An 18573-nucleotide genomic window follows, 5' to 3' on the forward strand; every position below is an offset into this window, starting at 1 on the left:
AAAATGACCGCTGTCAAGCAAGCCGGCGCCGAACTTTGCAGCAGCGCAACGCAAGGTGTTCGTGCTTGTGCCAGACGTTATATCGCGTTGCAACAGCGAGGAACTCATGCCGACGAAGACAAGATCACGGACGACCAAGACCAATCGGAAGTCACACAAGCCTGGAATCGAGCCAACGGTCTCAAGCCCGCATTTGATGGTGGACGGTTCTGACCGGGCGTTCCGACAATTCATTCATGATGCGCTCGCCTTCTTTGCAAGGTTGCAGACGGTACGGAGTCAACTCGGCGCAGTAATCGGTCTGTCCGGAACGCAATATACGGTGCTGATCGCGGTCGCACATTTAAGCGACAAGGCCAGGAAGATTGGCGTGAACCAGGTCGCCGAACATCTGCACTTCAGCGGGGCGTTCGTGACAATCGAGATCAACAAGCTTGTCGCCAGGGGGCTTATCCACAAGCACGTCGATTCAGAGGATCGGCGGCGAGTCATCCTCGCGGTGAGCCTAAAGGGCCGAACCCTGCTTGCCGAACTGGCGGCGGTGCAACGTCCAGTCAACGACATGCTGTTTCGCGGATTGTCGGCGACCGATTTCCGGAAAATGCGCAAACTGATGTCCGGCATGGTCGATGCCGCGGACGAAGCCGCACGCCTGATCGAGACTACATTGCGTGGCCACCGGCGGGCGCAATGGGATCGTCTGGCCTCCTGATCGGACAACCCCGGCTCCCGCGCTCCACCCCGGGCCGGTAACCCTGCGCTCTCGCTTCGCAACTAAGCTATTGCCCAAACATATTTGATGCGGCAGGATTTGCGGCGGCAGTTTTGGGAGAGATGGCTTAAAATGAAACTCGATGTCAGGCGCCTGCTCTGTTTCACCGATCACAAGGAGGTCGAAGCCGGCCGGCGACACGCCGAGCCACTGCGCCGCGTTGCCGCGGTCGCCATCATCCAGAATCCCTATGCCGGCCGCTACGTCGAGGATCTGTCCGAAGGGACGGCTGCCAGCGCGGAGATCGGCGCGGTGCTGGCCAAGCTCGCGATCGAGGCGCTCGGGCCGCACAAGGCTGAAAGCTACGGCAAGGGTGGCGTCGTCGGCCTTGGCGGCGAACTTGAGCATGCCAACGCCCTGCTGACTACGACCTTTGCGACGCCGCTGCGCGAGGCCGTGGGCGGCGGCAAGGCCTGGATCCCCTCCTTCACCAAACTCGCGGCGCCGGGATGCCTGATCGACGTGCCGCTGGCCCACAAGGACGCCCTTTACGTCCGCTCACACTACGACGGCGTCTCGGTGACACTGCCGCCAGATGCGCCGGCCGCCGACGAAATCGCGCTGATCGTCTGCCTGGCCAATCGCGGCCGTCTCAACGCGCGCGTGGGAGGCCTGTCCGCCGACGCCATCGTCGGCGAGGACGGGCTGCACTAACCTGAGCGAAACGGAACACCCCATGCGCACCGCGATCGTCAACATCGGCACCATCGTGACCGGCGACCTCGCCATTCCCTTCGCCAAGGGCGACGGCATCCTGATCAACGATGGCTTGATCGTCCAGATCGGGACGCTTTCCGCCGACGCGGTCGCGGCTTGCGACGTAGTGATTGATGCGGCCGGAACGACTGCGGTGCCCGGGTTGATCGACAGCCATGTGCACATCACGTTCGGCGATTACACGCCGCGCCAGCGCGTCGTCGGCTATCTCGAAAGCTATCTGCACGGCGGCACGACCACCGCGATCACCGCATCGGAAGTCCATGTGCCGGGCCGGCCGAAGGATGCGGCGGGCGTCAAGGCGCTGGCGCTGGCCGCACGCGCCTGCTTCCTGGATTATCGTCCCGGCGGCGTGCGCGTTCACGCCGGCTCGGTCATTCTCGAGCCTGGCCTCACCGAAGGTGACCTCGAGGACCTCGCAGGCGCCGGCATCTGGCTCGCCAAGGCCGGGTTCGGCGCCTTCGCCACGCCTTTCGACTATGCACCACTGATGCTGGCGGCGCGACGATTGGGCATGGTGACCACCATGCACACCGGAGGCTCGTCGATCCCCGGCTCGTCAGGCATCTGGGCCGAGCATGTGCTGGCGTCCAATCCGACAGTGTCCTTTCACGTCAATGGCGGTCCGGTGGCGATGCCGGAGGCCGGTTTTGCCCGGCTGGTCAACGAGAGCACCATTGCCTTGCAGCTCTGCACCGCGGGCAATCTGCGCACCGCGCTGCTGACGGCCAAATTGCTCGACCAAGCGGCACAGCCGGAGCGGTTGCTGATCGCAACCGATACGCCGACCGGAAGCGGCATCATGCCGCTCGGCATGTTCTACACGATCAGCCATCTCGCGAGCCTCGGCGGCATGCCGCCGGAGCAGGCGATCGCCGCCGCGACCGGCAACAATGCGCGCGTCTATCGGCTCAACACCGGCCTGCTAGAGCCCGGCAAGGAAGCCGACGTGCTCCTCATCGATGCCTGCGCCGGCGGCTCGCAGGACGACGCCTTGTCGGCGTTGCGCAACGGCGACGTCCCGGCAGTATCCGCTGTGTTGACAGCGGGCGTTCCGCGCTTCGTGGGTCGCAGCCGCAACACGCCGGCCGGCATCCGCAATGTGCGCGTCGCGGAAAACCGCCTGCCCCGCGACTTCTCAGGCGCAGCACATTAGCGTTTTTGACGCACTTTAGTTGTTGAGATCCGGCAACTGGTATTTGCCCGCCAATCGGTCGGCCAGGCTGGAGGCGCGATCCCAGTCATAGGTGCGATAGCTGTGGCCGCGCGTGACGAACTGCGCGCCAGCGTAGAACATCTCATACTGCAGATGGCGCGAGGCGAATTCCGAGCCGACCGCATCCCAGGTCATTTTCAGCATCTTGACCCGCTGCTCGCCGCTCATCGCCGGCGAGATCTGAGTGAGCGCGATGATGTCGGCCAATTCCGGATTGGCGAAATCCCGCACCGATGACGGCAGCATCAACAGCGCCCCACCGGCCAGTTCACGGATGGTGCTGATGATCTGGGGATACATTTCCTGTGACTGGACCTGCGCCGCATAAAGCAGATGCTTGTTGGGCAGGAAATATTCGCCGCGCATGGCGCCGCCGGCCTCCATGCCGAACACCATGCCCTCGATCAGCGCCGCCTGCGACGCGAGTTTGCCGAGCGTATCGACCACCGGCGGGAAATTGATGGTGCCGATGGTCTGCGCGATCCCGCGCGCGAGGCCGACCAGAAACCGCAGCTTGACCGAAAGCCGGATCTGCGCCTGGTAGTTCTGATAGATGTGCGCCGGCGTATCGTGCAGCTGCGCCCGGCACATGTCGGTGTTGCGCAGCAGGAAAACGCGTTCCCATGGCACCTTGACGTCGTCGAAGAACACCAGGGCGTCGTTCTCGTCGTAGCGATAGGCCAGCGGATTGTCGTACTCGCTCACCGCGTGCGCCTCGAACGACTTTCGCGACAGCATTTTCAGTCCCTTGGTGCCCATCGGCAGCGCACAGGAGAATGCCAGATGCTCCTCACCCGGCCGGAGCGGCTGGCCGGACCCGACAAACAGCTCATTGGCCATGATCGCGCTGGTGGCAAACAGCTTGGCGCCGCGGATGGTGATGCCGGAGGCATCCTCGTCGACGATGCGGGCCACCATGTCTTCGGCGCCCTTGCCCTGGCTGCCGAACGCCTTGGAGCGATCGCCCTGCACGTTGTTGATGACGTAGGTCAAAAACAGGTCGCTCTTGCGGGCGTAGTCGTACCAGTCCCGAAACGCCTTGGCGCGCTTCGGGTCATAGTTCTCGAAAACCTCGATGCCCATCATCATGCCGGACATCGAAGACGCGACGTGGTCCGGCGACCGGCCGAGATAGCCGCATGACAATTCGGCCCACTCCACCAGCGCCTTTCGGCGCTCGACCAGATCCTCATAGCTCCGGGGAAGCTGCCAGGCGCGGCTGATGCGGCGGCCCGCGCCGACGTCAAAGGTCATCCGCTCCAGGTTGTCGGGATGCGCCTGGTAGTCGTACAGCACACCAGCCGACTCGACGGCATGACGGTAGGCAGGGTGCGTCGATACATCCGCGACGCGCTCGCCGTCGAGAAAGACCGCCCTGCCGTCCCGCACGCTTGCGACATGCTCGGCGCCGTTCTTGACCAAACCGCCCGCAGCCGCCCCGGATGATGCCTCGCCCATCGCCATCCCCAAAAAGAACACCGAACAAATGGCACCTTGTGCCGGCTCGGTGTAGGACTAGATAGCTAATATCCGAAGCTATTACGGACTGAATGTCAAGGCGGCAATAAACGCTGTGCTCATCCGGGACACGAGCATTGCAATTGCTGTTAGGAGCGTTCAATCTTCCGAGCAACCCAATCAATGAGATGATCCCTTGGCCAAGACAGCAGCGCGCGCCATCACCACCAAGCCCGGCGCCGGACGCATCGCCCATCGCGCTGCGCTCACCACCTCCCGCCCCGAATTGCTCGTAGACGGCTCCGACCAGCAGTTTCGCAAACTGGTGCACAGCCTGTTCGGATTCCTGGCCCGGCATCAAACACTGCGCGACGGCCATGCCGCCGTCATCGGTCTTCCCGGGATCGAATACACCACGCTGATCGCGATCCGGCATCTGGCGGCGCAAGGCGACGTCCACGTCAAGACCGTCGCCGACCACCTCCATCTCAGCGGCGCCTTCGTTACCACCGTGACCAACAAGCTGGAAAGCAAGGGCTTGATCGAAAAGGCGGCGCATCAGGGCGACCGCAGACGGCTCTCGCTCAGCGTCACGTCGCGGGGCGGCGAATTACTCGAGCGGCTGGCGCCGACGCAAATGCAGGTCAACGACGCGGAATTCGGCTGCCTGAGCGCGCGGGAATTCGAGCTGCTGCTCGACCTGGTGCAGCGCCTGGTCGAGTCGAGCGACCGCGCTATCGCGCTGCAGCGATACCTGGCTGAAACCAATGTTCAGCCGATCGCCGCGCCGTCGCGCAAATCCGCGTCGAAGCCGCGTAAGACCGGCAAGGCGCGACAGGTTGCCGCAAACTTCACCGCAGTGCCGAAAAAATAGCTTCCAAAGAGAACTAATCTGCAAAGCTGCGAAATTTTCGTTTGTCAAAGAGCCAAATCTATTGGAGCATTGACGACGCCGCGGGCCAATGGCACGCCGCGTGCATTGCATGCTTCCGAGATCGGCTGCAGTAGGCAGCCAAGGTTAACAGCAACGGAAAAAAGTCGATGTTGAAAGTCATACTGAACCCGTCGCGGCTGCTAGGCGCCCTCGCCGTGATCTCGCTGAGCGTGGGCAGCGCGTTGGCACAAACTCCGGAGATCGCACTTGGTGCGATCGTGCCGAGCAGCGGCCCGTTCGCCGAATGGGGCCGCAGCAACAGCGTCACGCTGCGGATGCTTGAGAAGCAGACCAATGATGCCGGCGGCATCAACGGCGCCAAGTTGAAGATCACCATTCTCGACGACGGCGCCAAGCCGGCCCAGGCGGCGAGTTCGCTGCGCAAACTGGCGGGCGACGAAAAGGTTCTCGCCGTCGCAGGCCCGCTGACCAGCAGCGCCGCCGAAGTGACGTTTCCGGTCGCCAACGAGATGAAGGTGGTCGCGACCTCGCAGGCCTCCTCGAAACCGGGAGTCGCCAAGCTGAACCGGCCGTGGGCGTTCCGCAACACGATCGACGAAGGCGTGCTTGCCAAAACGACGGTGCCCTATTTCAAGAAGGCGTTCAACATCAAGACCGTCGGCATCATCTTCGATGCCAAGGACGCCACCGCGGCGACCGTCGGCAAGGCGATCATGCCCGCCGTGCTAAAGGCGAACGAGATCGCCATCGTCAACGAATCCGACCCGCTGTCGTTCAACACCGGCGATCTCGACGTCAGCGCCCAGGTCACCAAGCTGAAGTCGCTGAACCCGGACGGTGTGGTCGTCAGCGCGGACTATAGCCAGGCCATCACCGTGCTGCGCGAGATGAAGCGCCAGGGCCTGATCAAGCCGGTGGTCGGCGCCACCCAGCTGATCTCATCGGCGATCCTCAAGGCCGCGCCGGAAATTCCGATCATTGCGCCGGCGACCTTCTTCGCCACCATGAAGGGCGAAGCGGCCGAGAAGTTTGTCGCCAATCTGCAGCCGCTGCTGCGCAAGGAAAGCGGTTTTCCGGCCGAGATCGAACCAAGCATGTATGACGCCAACATCTACGAGATCGTCAGCATGTATATCGATGCGATCAAGAAGTCCGGCGTGACCGGCAAGCCTGCGGACGTCGAGGGCGACCGCGCCAAGATCCGCGACCATCTTGCCAAGCTGGAGGGCTTCCAGGGTCTCGGCGGCCCGATCGGCTTCAACGACGACGGCGACGCGATCAAGGCGTTCTACGTGCTGCAGGGTCAGAACGGCGCCTGGGACACCAAGGTTCGGGGCTGCAGCTCCGCACCCAACCACGCCGGCTGCTGACCGACGTGGCAGCCATTCGGTGGCCGGGTTCGCCCCGGCCACTCTCTTTAACGCTCATCCGACGATAACTTCATGCTGTGGCAGCAACTCGTGAACGGCCTCACGCTAGGAGCGATCTATACGCTGCTGGCGCTGTCGTTCTCCATCGTGATGGGAATTCTCGGCATCCTCAATCTGGCGATCGCCGAACTCTTCATGATCGGCGGCTATTTCGGATTCACGCTGATCGCCGCGAACTTTCCCCTTCCCGTCGCCGTGCTCGGCGGCATGGCGGGCGCCGCCATTGCCGCCATGCTGATCGAGAAGATCGGCTATCAGCCATTGCGCGGCGCTCCGGTTGTCACGCCGATGCTGAGCACGCTCGGCTTCTCGATCATCCTGCAGAACGTCGCGACAAACGTCTGGGGCTCCGACCCGTTGCAGCTGCCTGACGAATATCTCGGGCGACAGTATACGCTCGGCCCGGTCAATATCGGCGAGATGCAGCTCATCGTTGTCGGCGCCACGATCGTGCTGGTGACGCTGGTCGCCTACACCGTGCAGCGGACGACCATCGGCCGTGCGCTGCGCGCGGTCGCTGAAAACCGCGAGGTGTCGCGGCTGCTCGGCGTCTCGGCGGACCGGCTGACCTTGTTCGCCTTCGCGCTATCAGGCGCGCTCGCCGGCGTTGCCGGCGTCCTGATCGCTCTGCATTACGGCGCCATCACGCCATATCTTGGCGTCGAGATCGGGCTGAAGGCGGTCGCTGTGATGGTGATCGGCGGCACCACCAACATCTGGGGCGCGCTGCTCGCGGGTCCCCTGATCGGCGTGGTCGAGGTGCTGACAGTGGCCTATGGCGGCTCGCAGGTTCGCGACTTCGTGGTGTACGGCTTCATGATTCTGATCCTTTTGCTGCGCCCACAAGGCCTGCTCGGCGGCGTGCGTTCCGACCAGGGCCAGCGCGTGTGATGTCGACTTATTATGCCAGCCTGTTCGCTGAAGCCGGCATCCTGCTGCTCGGCGCGCTCAGCGTTTACATCATTCTCGCGACCGGCCAATTGTCGCTCGGCAACGCGGCCTTCATGGCGATCGGCGCCTATCTGAGCTCCTACCTCACGGTCGAACTCGGCATGCCGGTCACGCCGGCGCTGATCGTCTCGGCGATCGCGGCCGGCATCATCGGCGTGATCGTGGGCTTCCCCGCACTTCGGCTGAAGGGAATCTATCTTGCGATGGCCACGCTCGGCTTCGGTGAGATGATGCGCAGCTTCTTCATCAACTTCGCGGCAATGGGCGGGTCCGGCGGCTTCCATGGCATGGCGCACATTTCGGTCGGCTATATCTGGGCGTGGGCCGGCGGAATCCTCGTGGTCCTGATCCTCGTCGAGCGCTCGCGCGTATGGCTCGAGATGCAGGCCGTACACGACGACGAGACCGCCGCAGGACTGGTCGGACTGAATACCGTGGCAATCAAGGTCAGCGCGTTCGGGATCGGCGCGGCCGTTGCTGCGATCTCCGGCGGGCTGTTCGCCCATCACCATGTCTATATCGAGCCCGCCAATTTCGGCTTCGAGCGCTCGATCGATTTCGTGCTCGCGACCATCCTCGGCGGCTCCACGCTCGGGCTCGGCTCGCTGATCGGCGCGATATTGCTGGTCTTCCTGCCCGAGTTCCTGCGGCCGATCGCGGACTGGCGCCTCGCTGCCTTCGGCACGCTGCTGATCCTGGTGCTGCTGGTGCGCCGACAGGGCATCGTCGACCGCACGCTGTTGCGCGGGCTTGCCTTCCGGAAGGCGGCATCATGAGCGCGCCGCTCCTTCAACTTAACGACGTTACGAAAAGCTTCGGCGGCATCCATGCGCTTTCCGCCGTGACCAGCGGCGTGCCTGAGGGCAAGATCGTGGGCATCATCGGTCCGAACGGAGCCGGCAAGACGACGCTGTTCAACGTCATCACCGGTGCCTATCGCGCCGATTCCGGCGTTGTTCGCCTGAACGGCACGGCGTTGAACGGCCTGCCTCCGCACAGAATCGCGCGCGAGGGCATTGCGCGAACCTTCCAGAATATCCGCCTCTTCCCGAGCATGACGGTCTGGGAGCATCTGCTCGTGGCGCAGCCGCATGGCGAGGCCTGGTGGCGCCGATTGCTGCCGGTCGGCTGGGGCGATCCCGCCGCGCAGGTGCGCGCTGAGGAGGTGATGGAGTTCTTCGGCCTGACCGGCCTGCGCGACCGCACCGCCAGGTCGCTGCCTTACGGATTGCAGCGCCGGGTGGAGATGGCGCGTGGCCTCACCGCGCGGCCGAAACTGTTGCTGCTCGACGAACCCGTGGCCGGCATGAATCATGACGAGGCCGAAGAAGTCCGGCAACTGATGCTGAAGCTTCGCGCAACCGGATTGACGATCCTTCTCATCGAGCACGACATGAACTTCGTGATGCGGCTCTGCGATTATCTCTACGTGCTCGATTTCGGCGTGCTGATCGCGGAGGGCGCGCCGAGCGAAGTCCGAACGAATCCTCGCGTCCTCGACGCCTATCTCGGTAAGGACGAATGATACTCTCGGCACGGGGGCTGCAGGTTCGGTACGGCGCCATCACCGCGGTGCGCGGCGTGGACATCGACGTCGCCGAAGGCGAGATCGTCGCGCTGCTCGGGGCCAATGGCGCGGGCAAGAGCACGATCGCCCGGGCGATTGCAGGCCTACTGCCGTTCCAGGGCGAGATCGTCTACAAGGACCAAAAGCTCAGGCCGAACGACGCTGAACGCAACGTTCGCCGCGGCATCGTGCTGGTGCCCGAGGGGCGCGGCATTCTCGGACGCATGACGGTCGAGGAGAACCTGGCGATGGGGATCTACACCCGCGCTGACAAGAGCCAGGCAAGCGCCGACCTCAAGCGCATGCAGGAGCGCTTTCCGATCCTGGGCCAGCGGCGTCACAACGCGGCCAGCCTGCTCAGCGGCGGCGAGCAGCAACTGCTGGCGACGGCGCGCGCGTTGTTGTCGAAACCACGGCTGCTGCTCTTGGATGAACCATCGCTCGGCCTTGCGCCTCAAGCCACCGCCTATCTCTTCGGCGTCATCGCCGAGACCCGCGCCGAAGGATTGTCGGTGCTGTTGGTCGAGCAAAAGGCGCGCCAGACGTTGAAGGTGGCGGACCGGGCATATCTGCTTGAGACCGGCCGCGTGGTAGCATCGGGCCCGGCGCAGAAGATGATCGAAGATCCCGCTGTCTCGGACGCCTTCTTGGGAGGACCGGGTTGAATTCAGTCGAGAACTCCAGCCCGACGCATCTCGAGACCGACGTGCTCGTGATCGGTGCCGGCGGCGCCGGCATGTACGCGGCGCTGGAAGCTGCGCGTGCTGGTGTGTCCGTCATTCTCGCCGACCGCAGCCTGATTGGTCGCGGCGGCGCCACGGTGATGGCACAAATGACGGTGGCGGCTGCGCTTGGCGAACAGACGCCCAATCATTGGGAATACCATCTGGCGGATACACTCGCGGCGGGCCGCGGCCTGTGTGACGAGCGCCTCGCCGCGCTGCTTTGCGAGGACGGGCCGCAGCGGCTGCGCGAGATGGATGAGTGGAAGGTGGGTTGGGCGCGGGAGGACGGCCACATCAAGCAGGCCCAGGCACCGGGCCACGACCGTCCCCGCTGCGCTTACGTCGATTTTCTCTCGACGGGCCCCGCGGTCTCGAAGACGCTGCGCACCCGGCTGAAAAGTGCGAGCGGTGTGCGCCTGATCGGCGATCTCGCGATTGTCGATATCGTGGTACAAGATGGCGAGGCCTGCGGAGCAGTCGCGCTGCACCTGCCGACTGGTCGCGCGGTGACACTCGCCGCGAAGGCCGTGATCATCGCGACCGGCGGCCTTACCGGTCTCTATCGTCGCAACAGCGCCTCCGCCAACATGGCCGGCGATGGCTATGCGCTGGCCTTGCGCGCCGGAGCGGAGTTGATCGACATGGAGTTCGTTCAATTCTTCCCGATCGGCCATCTGGCACCACGTCTGATCGGAATGGATCCGATCATGTGGGATCCGTTCCGCTACAAGCTAGGCGGCAGGCTGCTCAACTCTGAACGCCAGGAGTTCGAGACGACCTATGCGAGCGAGGATTCGCGCAGCGACGGCCGCTATGTCCTGACCCGCGATCTCGCGACCTATGCGATTACCAAGGAAGTGGAGGCCGGTCGCGGCAGCCCGGCGGGCGGCGCCTATCTCAGCTTCCGGCACGTACCCGAGGCGGAGATACGCCGCGCATTCGGACCCGTCGTGGATCGTCTTCTTGCCAACGGCATCGACCTTGCCCGACAGGACGTCGAGGTCGCGCCGATCGCCCACTACACCATGGGCGGGGTTCGGGTCGACGAGACGCTGCAGACGCGCATACCGGGACTTTACGCTGGCGGCGAGGTGGTGGGCGGCGCCAATGGCGCCAACCGGCTGTCCGGGAATGCGATTACCGAGGCGCTGGTCTTTGGCGCGCGCGCCGGGTTCAACGCCGCGGAGCGAGCCAAGGCACGAAACCTGTGCTGGTCAGCGGAGGCGGCTCGCCCCGTGCTTGGTCTGCTGCGCAGCGCGACAAAACGCGATGCGCCCAATCCTTCGGCCGCCATTGCCGGGCTGCAGACGGTGATGGCCGACAAGGTCGGTCCTTTCCGGACGGAAGCCAAGCTTCGCTCGGCGCTTTCCTCGATCCTGCAACTCAGCCAGGAGATCGGCAATGTTCCGCTTTCGACCGGAGCAGCATTCGACACCACGATGGTCGACTGGCTCGACCTTCGCAGCATGCTCCTGGTCGCGCGATCAGTTGCCGAAGCTGCGCTGACTCGCAGCGAAAGCCGCGGCGCGCACCAACGGGAAGACCAACCAAGACTATCCGAGGACTGGTGCGTCAACCAGATCATCAGCCTGTCACAAGGCGGTATCAGCCTGCGCAGGATCGCGCCGGCCAATGGAAGGCCAGTGGCATGAAGACAACTCTGCGCATTCGGCGCGGCAGCGCCGGGGAAACGCCGCGGTTCGAAGAGTTCGACGTCGCGTTCGAGCCGGGCCAATCCGTGCTCGATGGCCTTCGCATGGTACGTCGACTGATCGACCCCACCCTCGCCTATCGGTACTCCTGCATCAACGCCAACGCGTGCAAAGAGTGCATGATGCTGATTGACGGCACAGTCGACTACGCCTGCACCGTGCGCCTCAAACAGGGCGTCATGACGCTGGCGCCCCTGCCAAAGAAAGCGCTGATAAGAGACCTCGTCACCGAAATCGCACCGCCGGACGAGCGCCTGTAGTCGCGTTTAGAACCGCCCGCTTCCTGATGCAGGCACGGCCGTCCGCTCGCGCGGATCTCTATTCGGAGTGCCTGGACAGGAAGTCGATCATAAGACCCGCTATCTCATCGACCTTCTCGTCGAGCGCGAAGTGACCGGCGTCCAGCAGATGAAGCTCGGCGTCCGGCAGGTCGCGCCGGAACGCCTCTGCGCCCGGGGCAATGAAGGATGGATCATAGCGTCCCCACACGATGAGCGTCGGCGGCTTGTGCTCGCGCAGAAACGCCTGCCATGCGGGATAGGAAGCCACGTTCGTGCGATAGTCGTAAAGCAGGTCCGCCTGGATTTCGCGCTGCCCAGGTCGGGACAGGAACGCATATTCATCGGTCCATGTATCGGGATTGTAACGCTCGGGATTGGGGCTGTTGCCGATGTGACGGACCTTGGCGCCTTCCAGCGAGGTGAAAGCGTCGACCTGCTCCGGGTGGGCACCACGATCGGCCCAATATTGCGCAATGCCGCTCCATTTGGCGCCGAGTCCTTCCTTGTAAGCGTTCGCATTCTGGATCACCAGCGCGCGCACCCGCCCGGGATGAGCCGCCATGATACGATAGCCAACCGGGCCGCCATAGTCCTGCAGATACAGGATATAGCGGCCGATCTTGAGCTGCTCGAGCAACGCGTTGGTGGTCTGAGCGAGATGGTCGAAGGTGTAAGCGTAACGCGAGGGCGGCGGCGCTTCGCTGTGACCGAACCCCGGATAATCGGGCGCGATCAGATGATAGCGCGTGGCTAGAAGCGGAAGCAAAGTGTCGAACATCCGCGAGGAGGACGGAAAGCCGTGCAACAGCACGATCGTCGGCGCATCGCTCGGTCCCGCTTCGCGGTAGAAGATGCCGACGCCATCCACCTCAGTACGATGATACGTAATCGTCGCCGAAGTCGACGGCAGAGCCGCGGCCTGGGCCGCGTCATGGCCGATGGCCAGCGCCGCGACGGTCGACAGGACGGTTGGGAGTTTCATATTCGTACCTCCAGCAAGGCGATTGGTCGATTGCGACCGAGACGCGCGAAGACACAAGTCGTCCAAACAGCGACGCGACGGCGTTTTCCATCGCTATCGCTGAATATAGGTCCGATCTCCATCCTGAAAATTCAAATAATCAGATACGTATCATCTCATCCGGCGATATCGAAAATCTCTCTGTGCCAGGATGGATTTTGTCATGGCCAGGCTGATGGAATCTGGCCCGCTCGATGCCATATTGGGCTGCGTGGCGAGAACAGTCGGAGAAAGCCAGTTCGCAAATTTCGGAGAACGGCAAAATGGCCAAGGCGTACGAAATCATCGACCACAATTATGATGTGGTGATCGTCGGTGCTGGAGGCGCCGGATTGCGTGCAGCACTCGGAATGGCATCGTCAGGTCTCAAGACCGCCTGCGTCACAAAGGTGTTTCCGACCCGTAGCCACACCGTCGCCGCGCAGGGCGGCATGGCCGCATCGCTTGGAAACATGGGCGATGGCGACGATTGGCGCTTTCACATGTACGACACGGTCAAGGGCTCCGACTGGCTCGGCGACCAGGACGCGATCGAATACATGTGCCGCGAAGCTGTGCCTGCGGTGCTGGAGCTGGAGCACTTTGGTGTGCCCTTCTCGCGCACCAAAGATGGGCTGATCTATCAACGTCCGTTTGGCGGACAGACCATCGAGTACGGAAAGCAGATGGCCCAGCGCACCTGTGCGGCCGCCGATCGGACCGGCCACGCCATCCTGCATACGCTCTATCAGCAGTGCCTGACCCATAGCACGGAGTTCTTCATCGAATATTTCGCGTTGGACCTGCTGATGGATGATGACGGCGCCTGTCGTGGCCTGTTGGCATGGAACATGGAGGATGGGACCATCCACCGCTTCAATGCTCACCGCACGGTGCTGGCCACCGGTGGTTACGGCCGCGTCTACTTCTCCTGCACCGCCGCACACACCTCTACCGGCGACGGCAACGCGATGGCCCTGAGGGCCGGATTGCCGCTCGAGGACATGGAATTCACGCAGTTTCACCCGAGTGGCATCTACGGCTCCGGTTGTTTGATCACGGAAGGGGCGCGCGGCGAAGGCGGCTATCTCACCAACTCCGAGGGCGAGCGCTTCATGGAGCGTTATGCGCCGAGCGCGAAGGATCTCGCCGGACGCGACGTCGTATGCCGCGCCATGACGATCGAGATCAACGAAGGGCGCGGCTGCGGTCCGCGCAAGGACTATATCGAACTGCATCTGGAGCACCTCGACCCGGAGCTCCTGCACACACGTCTACCTGGCATCAGCGAGACCGCAAGAATCTTCGCGAGCGTCGACGTCACACGTCAACCAATTCCGGTGCTGCCAACCGTGCATTACAACATGGGCGGAGTTCCGACCAATCTGCATGGCGAAGCCATCACCTCTCGCCATGGCGATCCGGAAATGGTCGTGCCAGGACTGATGGCAATCGGGGAAGCGGCTTGCGTTTCGGTGCATGGCGCGAACCGCCTTGGCTCCAATTCGCTGCTCGACATCATCGTGTTTGGACGCGCGGCCGCTCACCGCGCGATCGAGACCTTGCGTCCTCTGGAAGGCCACGCGCCGGCGCCCGACAGGGCGACCGACCGTGCCATCGCGCGTCTCGATCGTATCAGGTGGTCGAAGGGTGAGGCTCGCGCCGGCGACATCAGGCTGGCCATGCAACGCACCATGCAACAGTACTGCGCCGTGTTCCGCACCGGCGCTCTGCTGGACGAAGGTCTGGAAAAACTTGACGAGGTGATCGCCAAGATGCGGGATGATATTGGGGTGGCCGATCACACGATGATCTTCAATACGGATCTGGCCGAAACGCTCGAGCTGGATAACATGCTCGCGCAGGCGAACGTCAGCCTTCATTCGGCGATCGGCCGCAAGGAGAGTCGCGGCGCCCATGCGCGGGAAGATTTCCCCAAGCGCGATGACGAAAATTGGCTGAAACACACCTTGTGCTGGCTCGATGATGATGGCCGCACGCATCTCGATTACAGGCCCGTGCATTTGCAGCCCCTCTCAAACGAGGTGCAGTCAATCCCGCCAAAAGAGCGCGTGTACTGATTTGAGGACCTGACGCTCAAAGACCATGTCTTTGAGTGCCCTGCCGTCACGACTTCTGGCACGACACCTGCGCGGCTTTGTAAGAACGATCGGCTGACCGGCAGAATTCACGCCTGTCGATAGGCTATCATCCTGCCCCCAATCAGACCCGCGGGATCAGAAAACGCGCATCGATTACGGATGTAGCCGCTCAGTTCGCACGCGTCATGATGCGGTAGCAGAATTGGTCAAGATTCCATGCAAGCACAGGAATCGATGAGCCGCGCACCGCAAAACCGACGGAGCGCTTCACGAAAGAGCTCGATACGAGATCGGACGAGAACCGGGTGCACGAATGATGTTTTCGGATGTTGCCTACTACCTGTTCACGTTCTTCAACGCGCTGCGGATCGTTTCCTATCTGCCGCAGATCTACAAGATCGCGCACGATGCCAATGGCGCCTCAGCCATTTCCTATTCGACCTGGTTTCTCTGGACTGCTGCGAACGGATCGACGGCCGTCTACTCCTTCTCCAATCTCGGAGACATCTCGCTGGCCCTGACCAACGGGTTCAACGCGCTGTGCTGTGCGGTCGTAGTCGCGCTGACGGCGTTCAAGCACCGCCGGTGTCATTCTGGGATGAGGTCGGGCTGCGAGAACTAGTCATATCTGCTACACGCCGGATGACCCACACAGCGCTGAGCCTGAACGGACCGGCGGCGACCACCACCGGTACCAGGGTTCCCGGCCGCTGCTTCCGTTACATCTGTAACCGCTCAGTCTGGTCGAGTCATGATCCGGTAGCAGAGCTTGCCAACATTTGAAGACAGCGCAGGCGCATCTGGCAGCGTCCTTGCATGGCGAGCGCGAGGAGGTGGAATGAACGTCATCCCGTGCGGCGGAGACAGAAGCGTTTGTCCGAAGTGACATTTACACAACGTTATAAACAAGGTCGCGATCAGGATGATTGTCCTGCACATCGCCGGCGGGATTTCGCCAGCGATCGAAATCAGAGCGCCTCTGGCTCGGCGGGCATTGCAGGATCGCGGCAGAAGGCAAGGAAGGAAGTGACCCTTTTATCACGCCTATTCGTGCTGGTGGCCATCGCGTTGATCCCAGCGATCGCAATACAAGCCTACAATGAATTTCAACTGCGTCGCGCGCGCCAGGTCGAAGTGCAAAACCAGGCGCTCAACTTGGCGGAGCTTGCCGCGGCGGAACAGCGGCAGATCATCCAGGGAATGCATCAAGCCCTGATCGCGTTATCGGAGCTTCCGGCGATAAAGGCAAAGGACACGGAGGGATGCACGGCCTACCTCGCCAGGATCATGCGACGATATCCGGGGTTCATCAGCTTCATCGTGGTTGACACGAACGGCGACGCCTTCTGTGACACAAACAATGGTTACAAGCGATCGACCGCGGCGGGAAGACCCTACTTCGCCGACGTGTTGAAAACCGGCAAATTCACAGTCGGCGAGTTCGCAATCGGCCGGCAGACCGGCCGCAGGGTCCTTCATTTTGCGTTGCCCTTCTATGGCGACGATGCCCGGCTCGGCGGCGTCGTCATAGCGGCTCTCGGCCTGGACTGGCTTGCCAACTCCATCGCGCAGCAGGATGTGCCGCCGGGGGCTGCACTTGCGATCATGGATCGGAACGGCACGTACCTGGCCCGTTATCCTGACAACGCCCGCTTTGTCGGCCGGAGGATCTCCGAGGATAACGATCGAAAGCCTGACCATCGGAGCACCGTCAACATCACCGACCTCGATGGTGTGGAGCGCATCGTCGGCTATTCGATCCTGCACGATGGGGGGCTCGTCATTGCCTTCGGCCTCGACAAAGCCCGGGCATTCACGGAGATCCAGCACGGCACGCAGCGAGGCATCTTCCTGATCGCGCTGAGCACTGCACTGGTATTGAGCCTGACCTCGTTGGGTGCTCGGCGGTTTATCCATCGCCCGCTTGGGCAGCTGGTCGATGCCGCAAACCAGTGGCGGCTCGGCGAACTCGCACGACGCGTGGATGTCGAAGGAACATCCGAAATCGTGCGGGTGGCCGACGCCTTCAACACCATGGCCGACGCGCTCGAACGCCGTGAGCACGAATTGTCCGAAGCAAAGGAGAGAGCCGAGGAGGCCGCCGCTCGGATCACGATGATCTTCGAGAGCACCACCGACAGCGTGCTCATCGTCGATGGGGACTGGCGGGTCAGCTATCTCAATGGACCGGCCTCGGAAAGTGTCGCCCACGGCCGGGACATCATCGGCATGCCCCTTTCAGAAGCCTTTCCGGTCGTCGCCGATCTGGAAGCCTTGAAGAAAATGCAGGAGGCAACGTCAGAGCGACGGCCGTTCTATATCGAAATGTATTGCCGGCGAATGAAGGCCTGGTACACAATCAATGCCTTTCCCTCGAGCCACGGCCTTGCGATCTTCCTTCGAGACATCACCGATCACAAGCAGACGGTGGAGGCTCACCGCCTGGTGGAGGAGCAGCTCCATCAGAGCCAGAAGATGGAGGCCGTCGGCCAACTCACCGGTGGCGTAGCACACGACTTCAACAACCTGCTTACGGTGATCTCCGCGAACCTCGAACTCATCGAGGATGCCGCGGATGTTGGCAAGATCCGACAATACGCCGCAGCGGCGCGACGCTCCGTCCATCGAGGAACGAAGCTTACGACACAACTTCTCGCCTTTTCCCGTGGGCAGGCATTGAAGCCGGAATTGGTCAACGCCAATCGACTCCTTTCCGAATTCCAGGGAATCATCCGCCAAGCCGTCGGCAATGGATGCGAAGTCGAGCTGCTGCTCGATGAAGAACTATGGACGTGTCGTGTTGATCCCTCTCTTTTGGAGACCGCTCTCCTCAACCTGGCCCTGAATGCACGCGATGCCATGCCCAATGGAGGTGTGCTGCAGATCGAAACCCGGAACATAGTCCAGGACAAGAGCTCGATGTCCGGCTGTCCGCCCGGATCGTATGTGAGACTGTCCGTCGCGGACACCGGCTGTGGAATGACCCCGGACGTGCGGGATCGCGTGTTTGAGCCATTCTTCACGACCAAGGATGTCGGGAAGGGTACAGGACTCGGGCTCAGCATGGTCTACGGTTTTGTTCGGCAGTCCGGCGGACATATTGCGATCAACAGCGCGCCCGGAGTCGGAACTACGATCGATTTGTACCTACCGAAGGCTGTACAAGCGGGCGAAGCTCTACCAGCGTGCACTCAACCCCAGGCCATACCGACCGGCACGGAGCGAATTCTGCTCGTTGAAGACAATGAGGATCTGCTGGAGGCCACGGCAGCTATGCTGACCACGTGCGGCTATCGCGTTTCTTGCGCCCGGAATGGCATGGACGCGCTCCGGATACTCCAGAGCGGTCAAGGTTTTGAGCTCTTGCTGAGTGATATCGTGATGCCAAACGGAATGAGCGGGGTCGAGCTTGCTCGCGAAGCGAGGAAGCTGAGAAAGGATATCAGAATCCTTCTCGCCTCCGGCTATGCGGCAGATGTATTGGAACGACACAATGCGGTCGGTGAGTTTCCAATCGTCGAAAAGCCCTTCCGCCTGGCAGACCTGGCCCGGCGTCTGCGCTCGATGTTGCGCGAAGCATGAGCGCAGCCCGAACCGCACTGAGTGAAGGTGGTGCCTGATCGAAGGGCTTCACTTTGCGTTCCGCGGGAAAAATCCGACTGGAGCGTCTCCTGTGGCGACACCGTAGAGCGCCGCGCGCAGCTGCGAGTGACTAGAGCGTGATGACTTTTCTTCGAATCGTCATCA

General features: G+C 62.4%; 17 protein-coding genes. 15 read left to right on the forward strand and 2 right to left on the reverse strand.

Annotated features, from left to right (window positions below; translation table 11 throughout):
- Positions 1 to 3: 3 nt before the first annotated feature.
- The 4 genes from K288_RS53450 to K288_RS0101895 all read left to right on the forward strand — a co-directional run bounded on the left by K288_RS53450 (position 4) and on the right by K288_RS0101895 (position 2645).
- Positions 4 to 213 carry a hypothetical protein gene (locus tag K288_RS53450; RefSeq protein ID WP_160168910.1) on the forward strand — a complete coding sequence of 70 codons (210 nt, stop codon included), beginning with the start codon at positions 4 to 6 and terminating at the stop codon, positions 211 to 213.
- Positions 197 to 712, forward strand: a complete 516-nt coding sequence (locus K288_RS53455) for a MarR family winged helix-turn-helix transcriptional regulator (RefSeq protein WP_051334300.1) — start codon at positions 197 to 199, stop codon at positions 710 to 712. Before K288_RS53450 ends, K288_RS53455 begins: the two co-directional genes overlap by 17 nt.
- A 132-nt stretch (positions 713 to 844) precedes the next feature.
- Positions 845 to 1426, forward strand: coding sequence for an amino acid synthesis family protein (locus tag K288_RS0101890; protein ID WP_027578051.1), 582 nt, complete (start codon positions 845 to 847; stop codon positions 1424 to 1426).
- Positions 1427 to 1448: 22 nt separating this feature from the next.
- A complete protein-coding gene (locus tag K288_RS0101895; RefSeq protein ID WP_027578052.1) occupies positions 1449 to 2645 on the forward strand; it encodes an amidohydrolase family protein in 1197 nt (398 codons plus the stop codon).
- Positions 2646 to 2660: 15 nt separating this feature from the next.
- Here K288_RS0101895 and K288_RS0101900 read toward each other — a convergent pair whose 3' ends face one another.
- The gene (locus tag K288_RS0101900; protein WP_244443029.1) at positions 2661 to 4163 is read right to left on the reverse strand and encodes a 4-hydroxyphenylacetate 3-hydroxylase N-terminal domain-containing protein; all 1503 of its coding nucleotides are present in this window, start codon (positions 4161 to 4163) and stop codon (positions 2661 to 2663) included.
- A gap of 196 nt (positions 4164 to 4359) precedes the next feature.
- On the opposite strand from K288_RS0101900, the gene K288_RS44380 reads away from it, so the two are divergent.
- The 8 genes from K288_RS44380 (at position 4360) to K288_RS0101940 (ending at position 11703) form a co-directional block, all read left to right on the forward strand.
- Positions 4360 to 5037 (forward strand): MarR family transcriptional regulator, encoded by a 678-nt coding sequence (locus K288_RS44380; RefSeq protein WP_051334301.1) that lies wholly within the window; start codon positions 4360 to 4362, stop codon positions 5035 to 5037.
- A gap of 167 nt (positions 5038 to 5204) precedes the next feature.
- A complete protein-coding gene (locus K288_RS0101910) occupies positions 5205 to 6428 on the forward strand; it encodes an ABC transporter substrate-binding protein (RefSeq protein WP_027578054.1) in 1224 nt (407 codons plus the stop codon).
- A gap of 72 nt (positions 6429 to 6500) precedes the next feature.
- Entirely contained in the window at positions 6501 to 7379 is an 879-nt protein-coding gene (locus K288_RS0101915; RefSeq protein ID WP_027578055.1) for a branched-chain amino acid ABC transporter permease, read from the forward strand.
- Positions 7379 to 8215: a branched-chain amino acid ABC transporter permease gene (locus tag K288_RS0101920; RefSeq protein WP_043159192.1), complete on the forward strand. Its 837-nt coding sequence runs from the start codon at positions 7379 to 7381 to the stop codon at positions 8213 to 8215. Before K288_RS0101915 ends, K288_RS0101920 begins: the two co-directional genes overlap by 1 nt.
- Positions 8212 to 8964 (forward strand): ABC transporter ATP-binding protein, encoded by a 753-nt coding sequence (locus tag K288_RS0101925; protein ID WP_027578057.1) that lies wholly within the window; start codon positions 8212 to 8214, stop codon positions 8962 to 8964. Before K288_RS0101920 ends, K288_RS0101925 begins: the two co-directional genes overlap by 4 nt.
- Positions 8961 to 9671: an ABC transporter ATP-binding protein gene (locus tag K288_RS0101930; RefSeq protein ID WP_043159194.1), complete on the forward strand. Its 711-nt coding sequence runs from the start codon at positions 8961 to 8963 to the stop codon at positions 9669 to 9671. The genes K288_RS0101925 and K288_RS0101930 overlap by 4 nt, the downstream gene beginning before the upstream one ends.
- Positions 9668 to 11383, forward strand: a complete 1716-nt coding sequence (locus K288_RS44385) for an FAD-binding protein (protein ID WP_043159197.1) — start codon at positions 9668 to 9670, stop codon at positions 11381 to 11383. The genes K288_RS0101930 and K288_RS44385 overlap by 4 nt, the downstream gene beginning before the upstream one ends.
- Positions 11380 to 11703 (forward strand): 2Fe-2S iron-sulfur cluster-binding protein, encoded by a 324-nt coding sequence (locus K288_RS0101940; protein ID WP_027578059.1) that lies wholly within the window; start codon positions 11380 to 11382, stop codon positions 11701 to 11703. The genes K288_RS44385 and K288_RS0101940 overlap by 4 nt, the downstream gene beginning before the upstream one ends.
- Positions 11704 to 11761: 58 nt before the next feature.
- On the opposite strand, the gene K288_RS0101945 is transcribed toward K288_RS0101940, so the two are convergent.
- Complete coding sequence (locus K288_RS0101945) at positions 11762 to 12706, reverse strand: alpha/beta hydrolase (protein ID WP_027578060.1); 945 nt, start codon at positions 12704 to 12706, stop codon at positions 11762 to 11764.
- 302 nt (positions 12707 to 13008) lie between these two features.
- On the opposite strand from K288_RS0101945, the gene sdhA reads away from it, so the two are divergent.
- The 3 genes from sdhA (at position 13009) to K288_RS0101965 (ending at position 18408) form a co-directional block, all read left to right on the forward strand.
- The gene (gene sdhA / locus K288_RS0101950) at positions 13009 to 14805 is read left to right on the forward strand and encodes a succinate dehydrogenase flavoprotein subunit (protein WP_027578061.1); all 1797 of its coding nucleotides are present in this window, start codon (positions 13009 to 13011) and stop codon (positions 14803 to 14805) included.
- Positions 14806 to 15139: 334 nt separating this feature from the next.
- Positions 15140 to 15448 carry a hypothetical protein gene (locus K288_RS0101960; protein WP_027578062.1) on the forward strand — a complete coding sequence of 103 codons (309 nt, stop codon included), beginning with the start codon at positions 15140 to 15142 and terminating at the stop codon, positions 15446 to 15448.
- Positions 15449 to 15708: 260 nt separating this feature from the next.
- A complete protein-coding gene (locus tag K288_RS0101965; protein WP_244443045.1) occupies positions 15709 to 18408 on the forward strand; it encodes a cache domain-containing protein in 2700 nt (899 codons plus the stop codon).
- Positions 18409 to 18573: the final 165 nt, after the last annotated feature.

It is taken from the genome of Bradyrhizobium sp. Ai1a-2, assembly GCF_000426245.1.
In the GTDB taxonomy this organism is placed as follows: Bacteria; Pseudomonadota; Alphaproteobacteria; order Rhizobiales; family Xanthobacteraceae; genus Bradyrhizobium.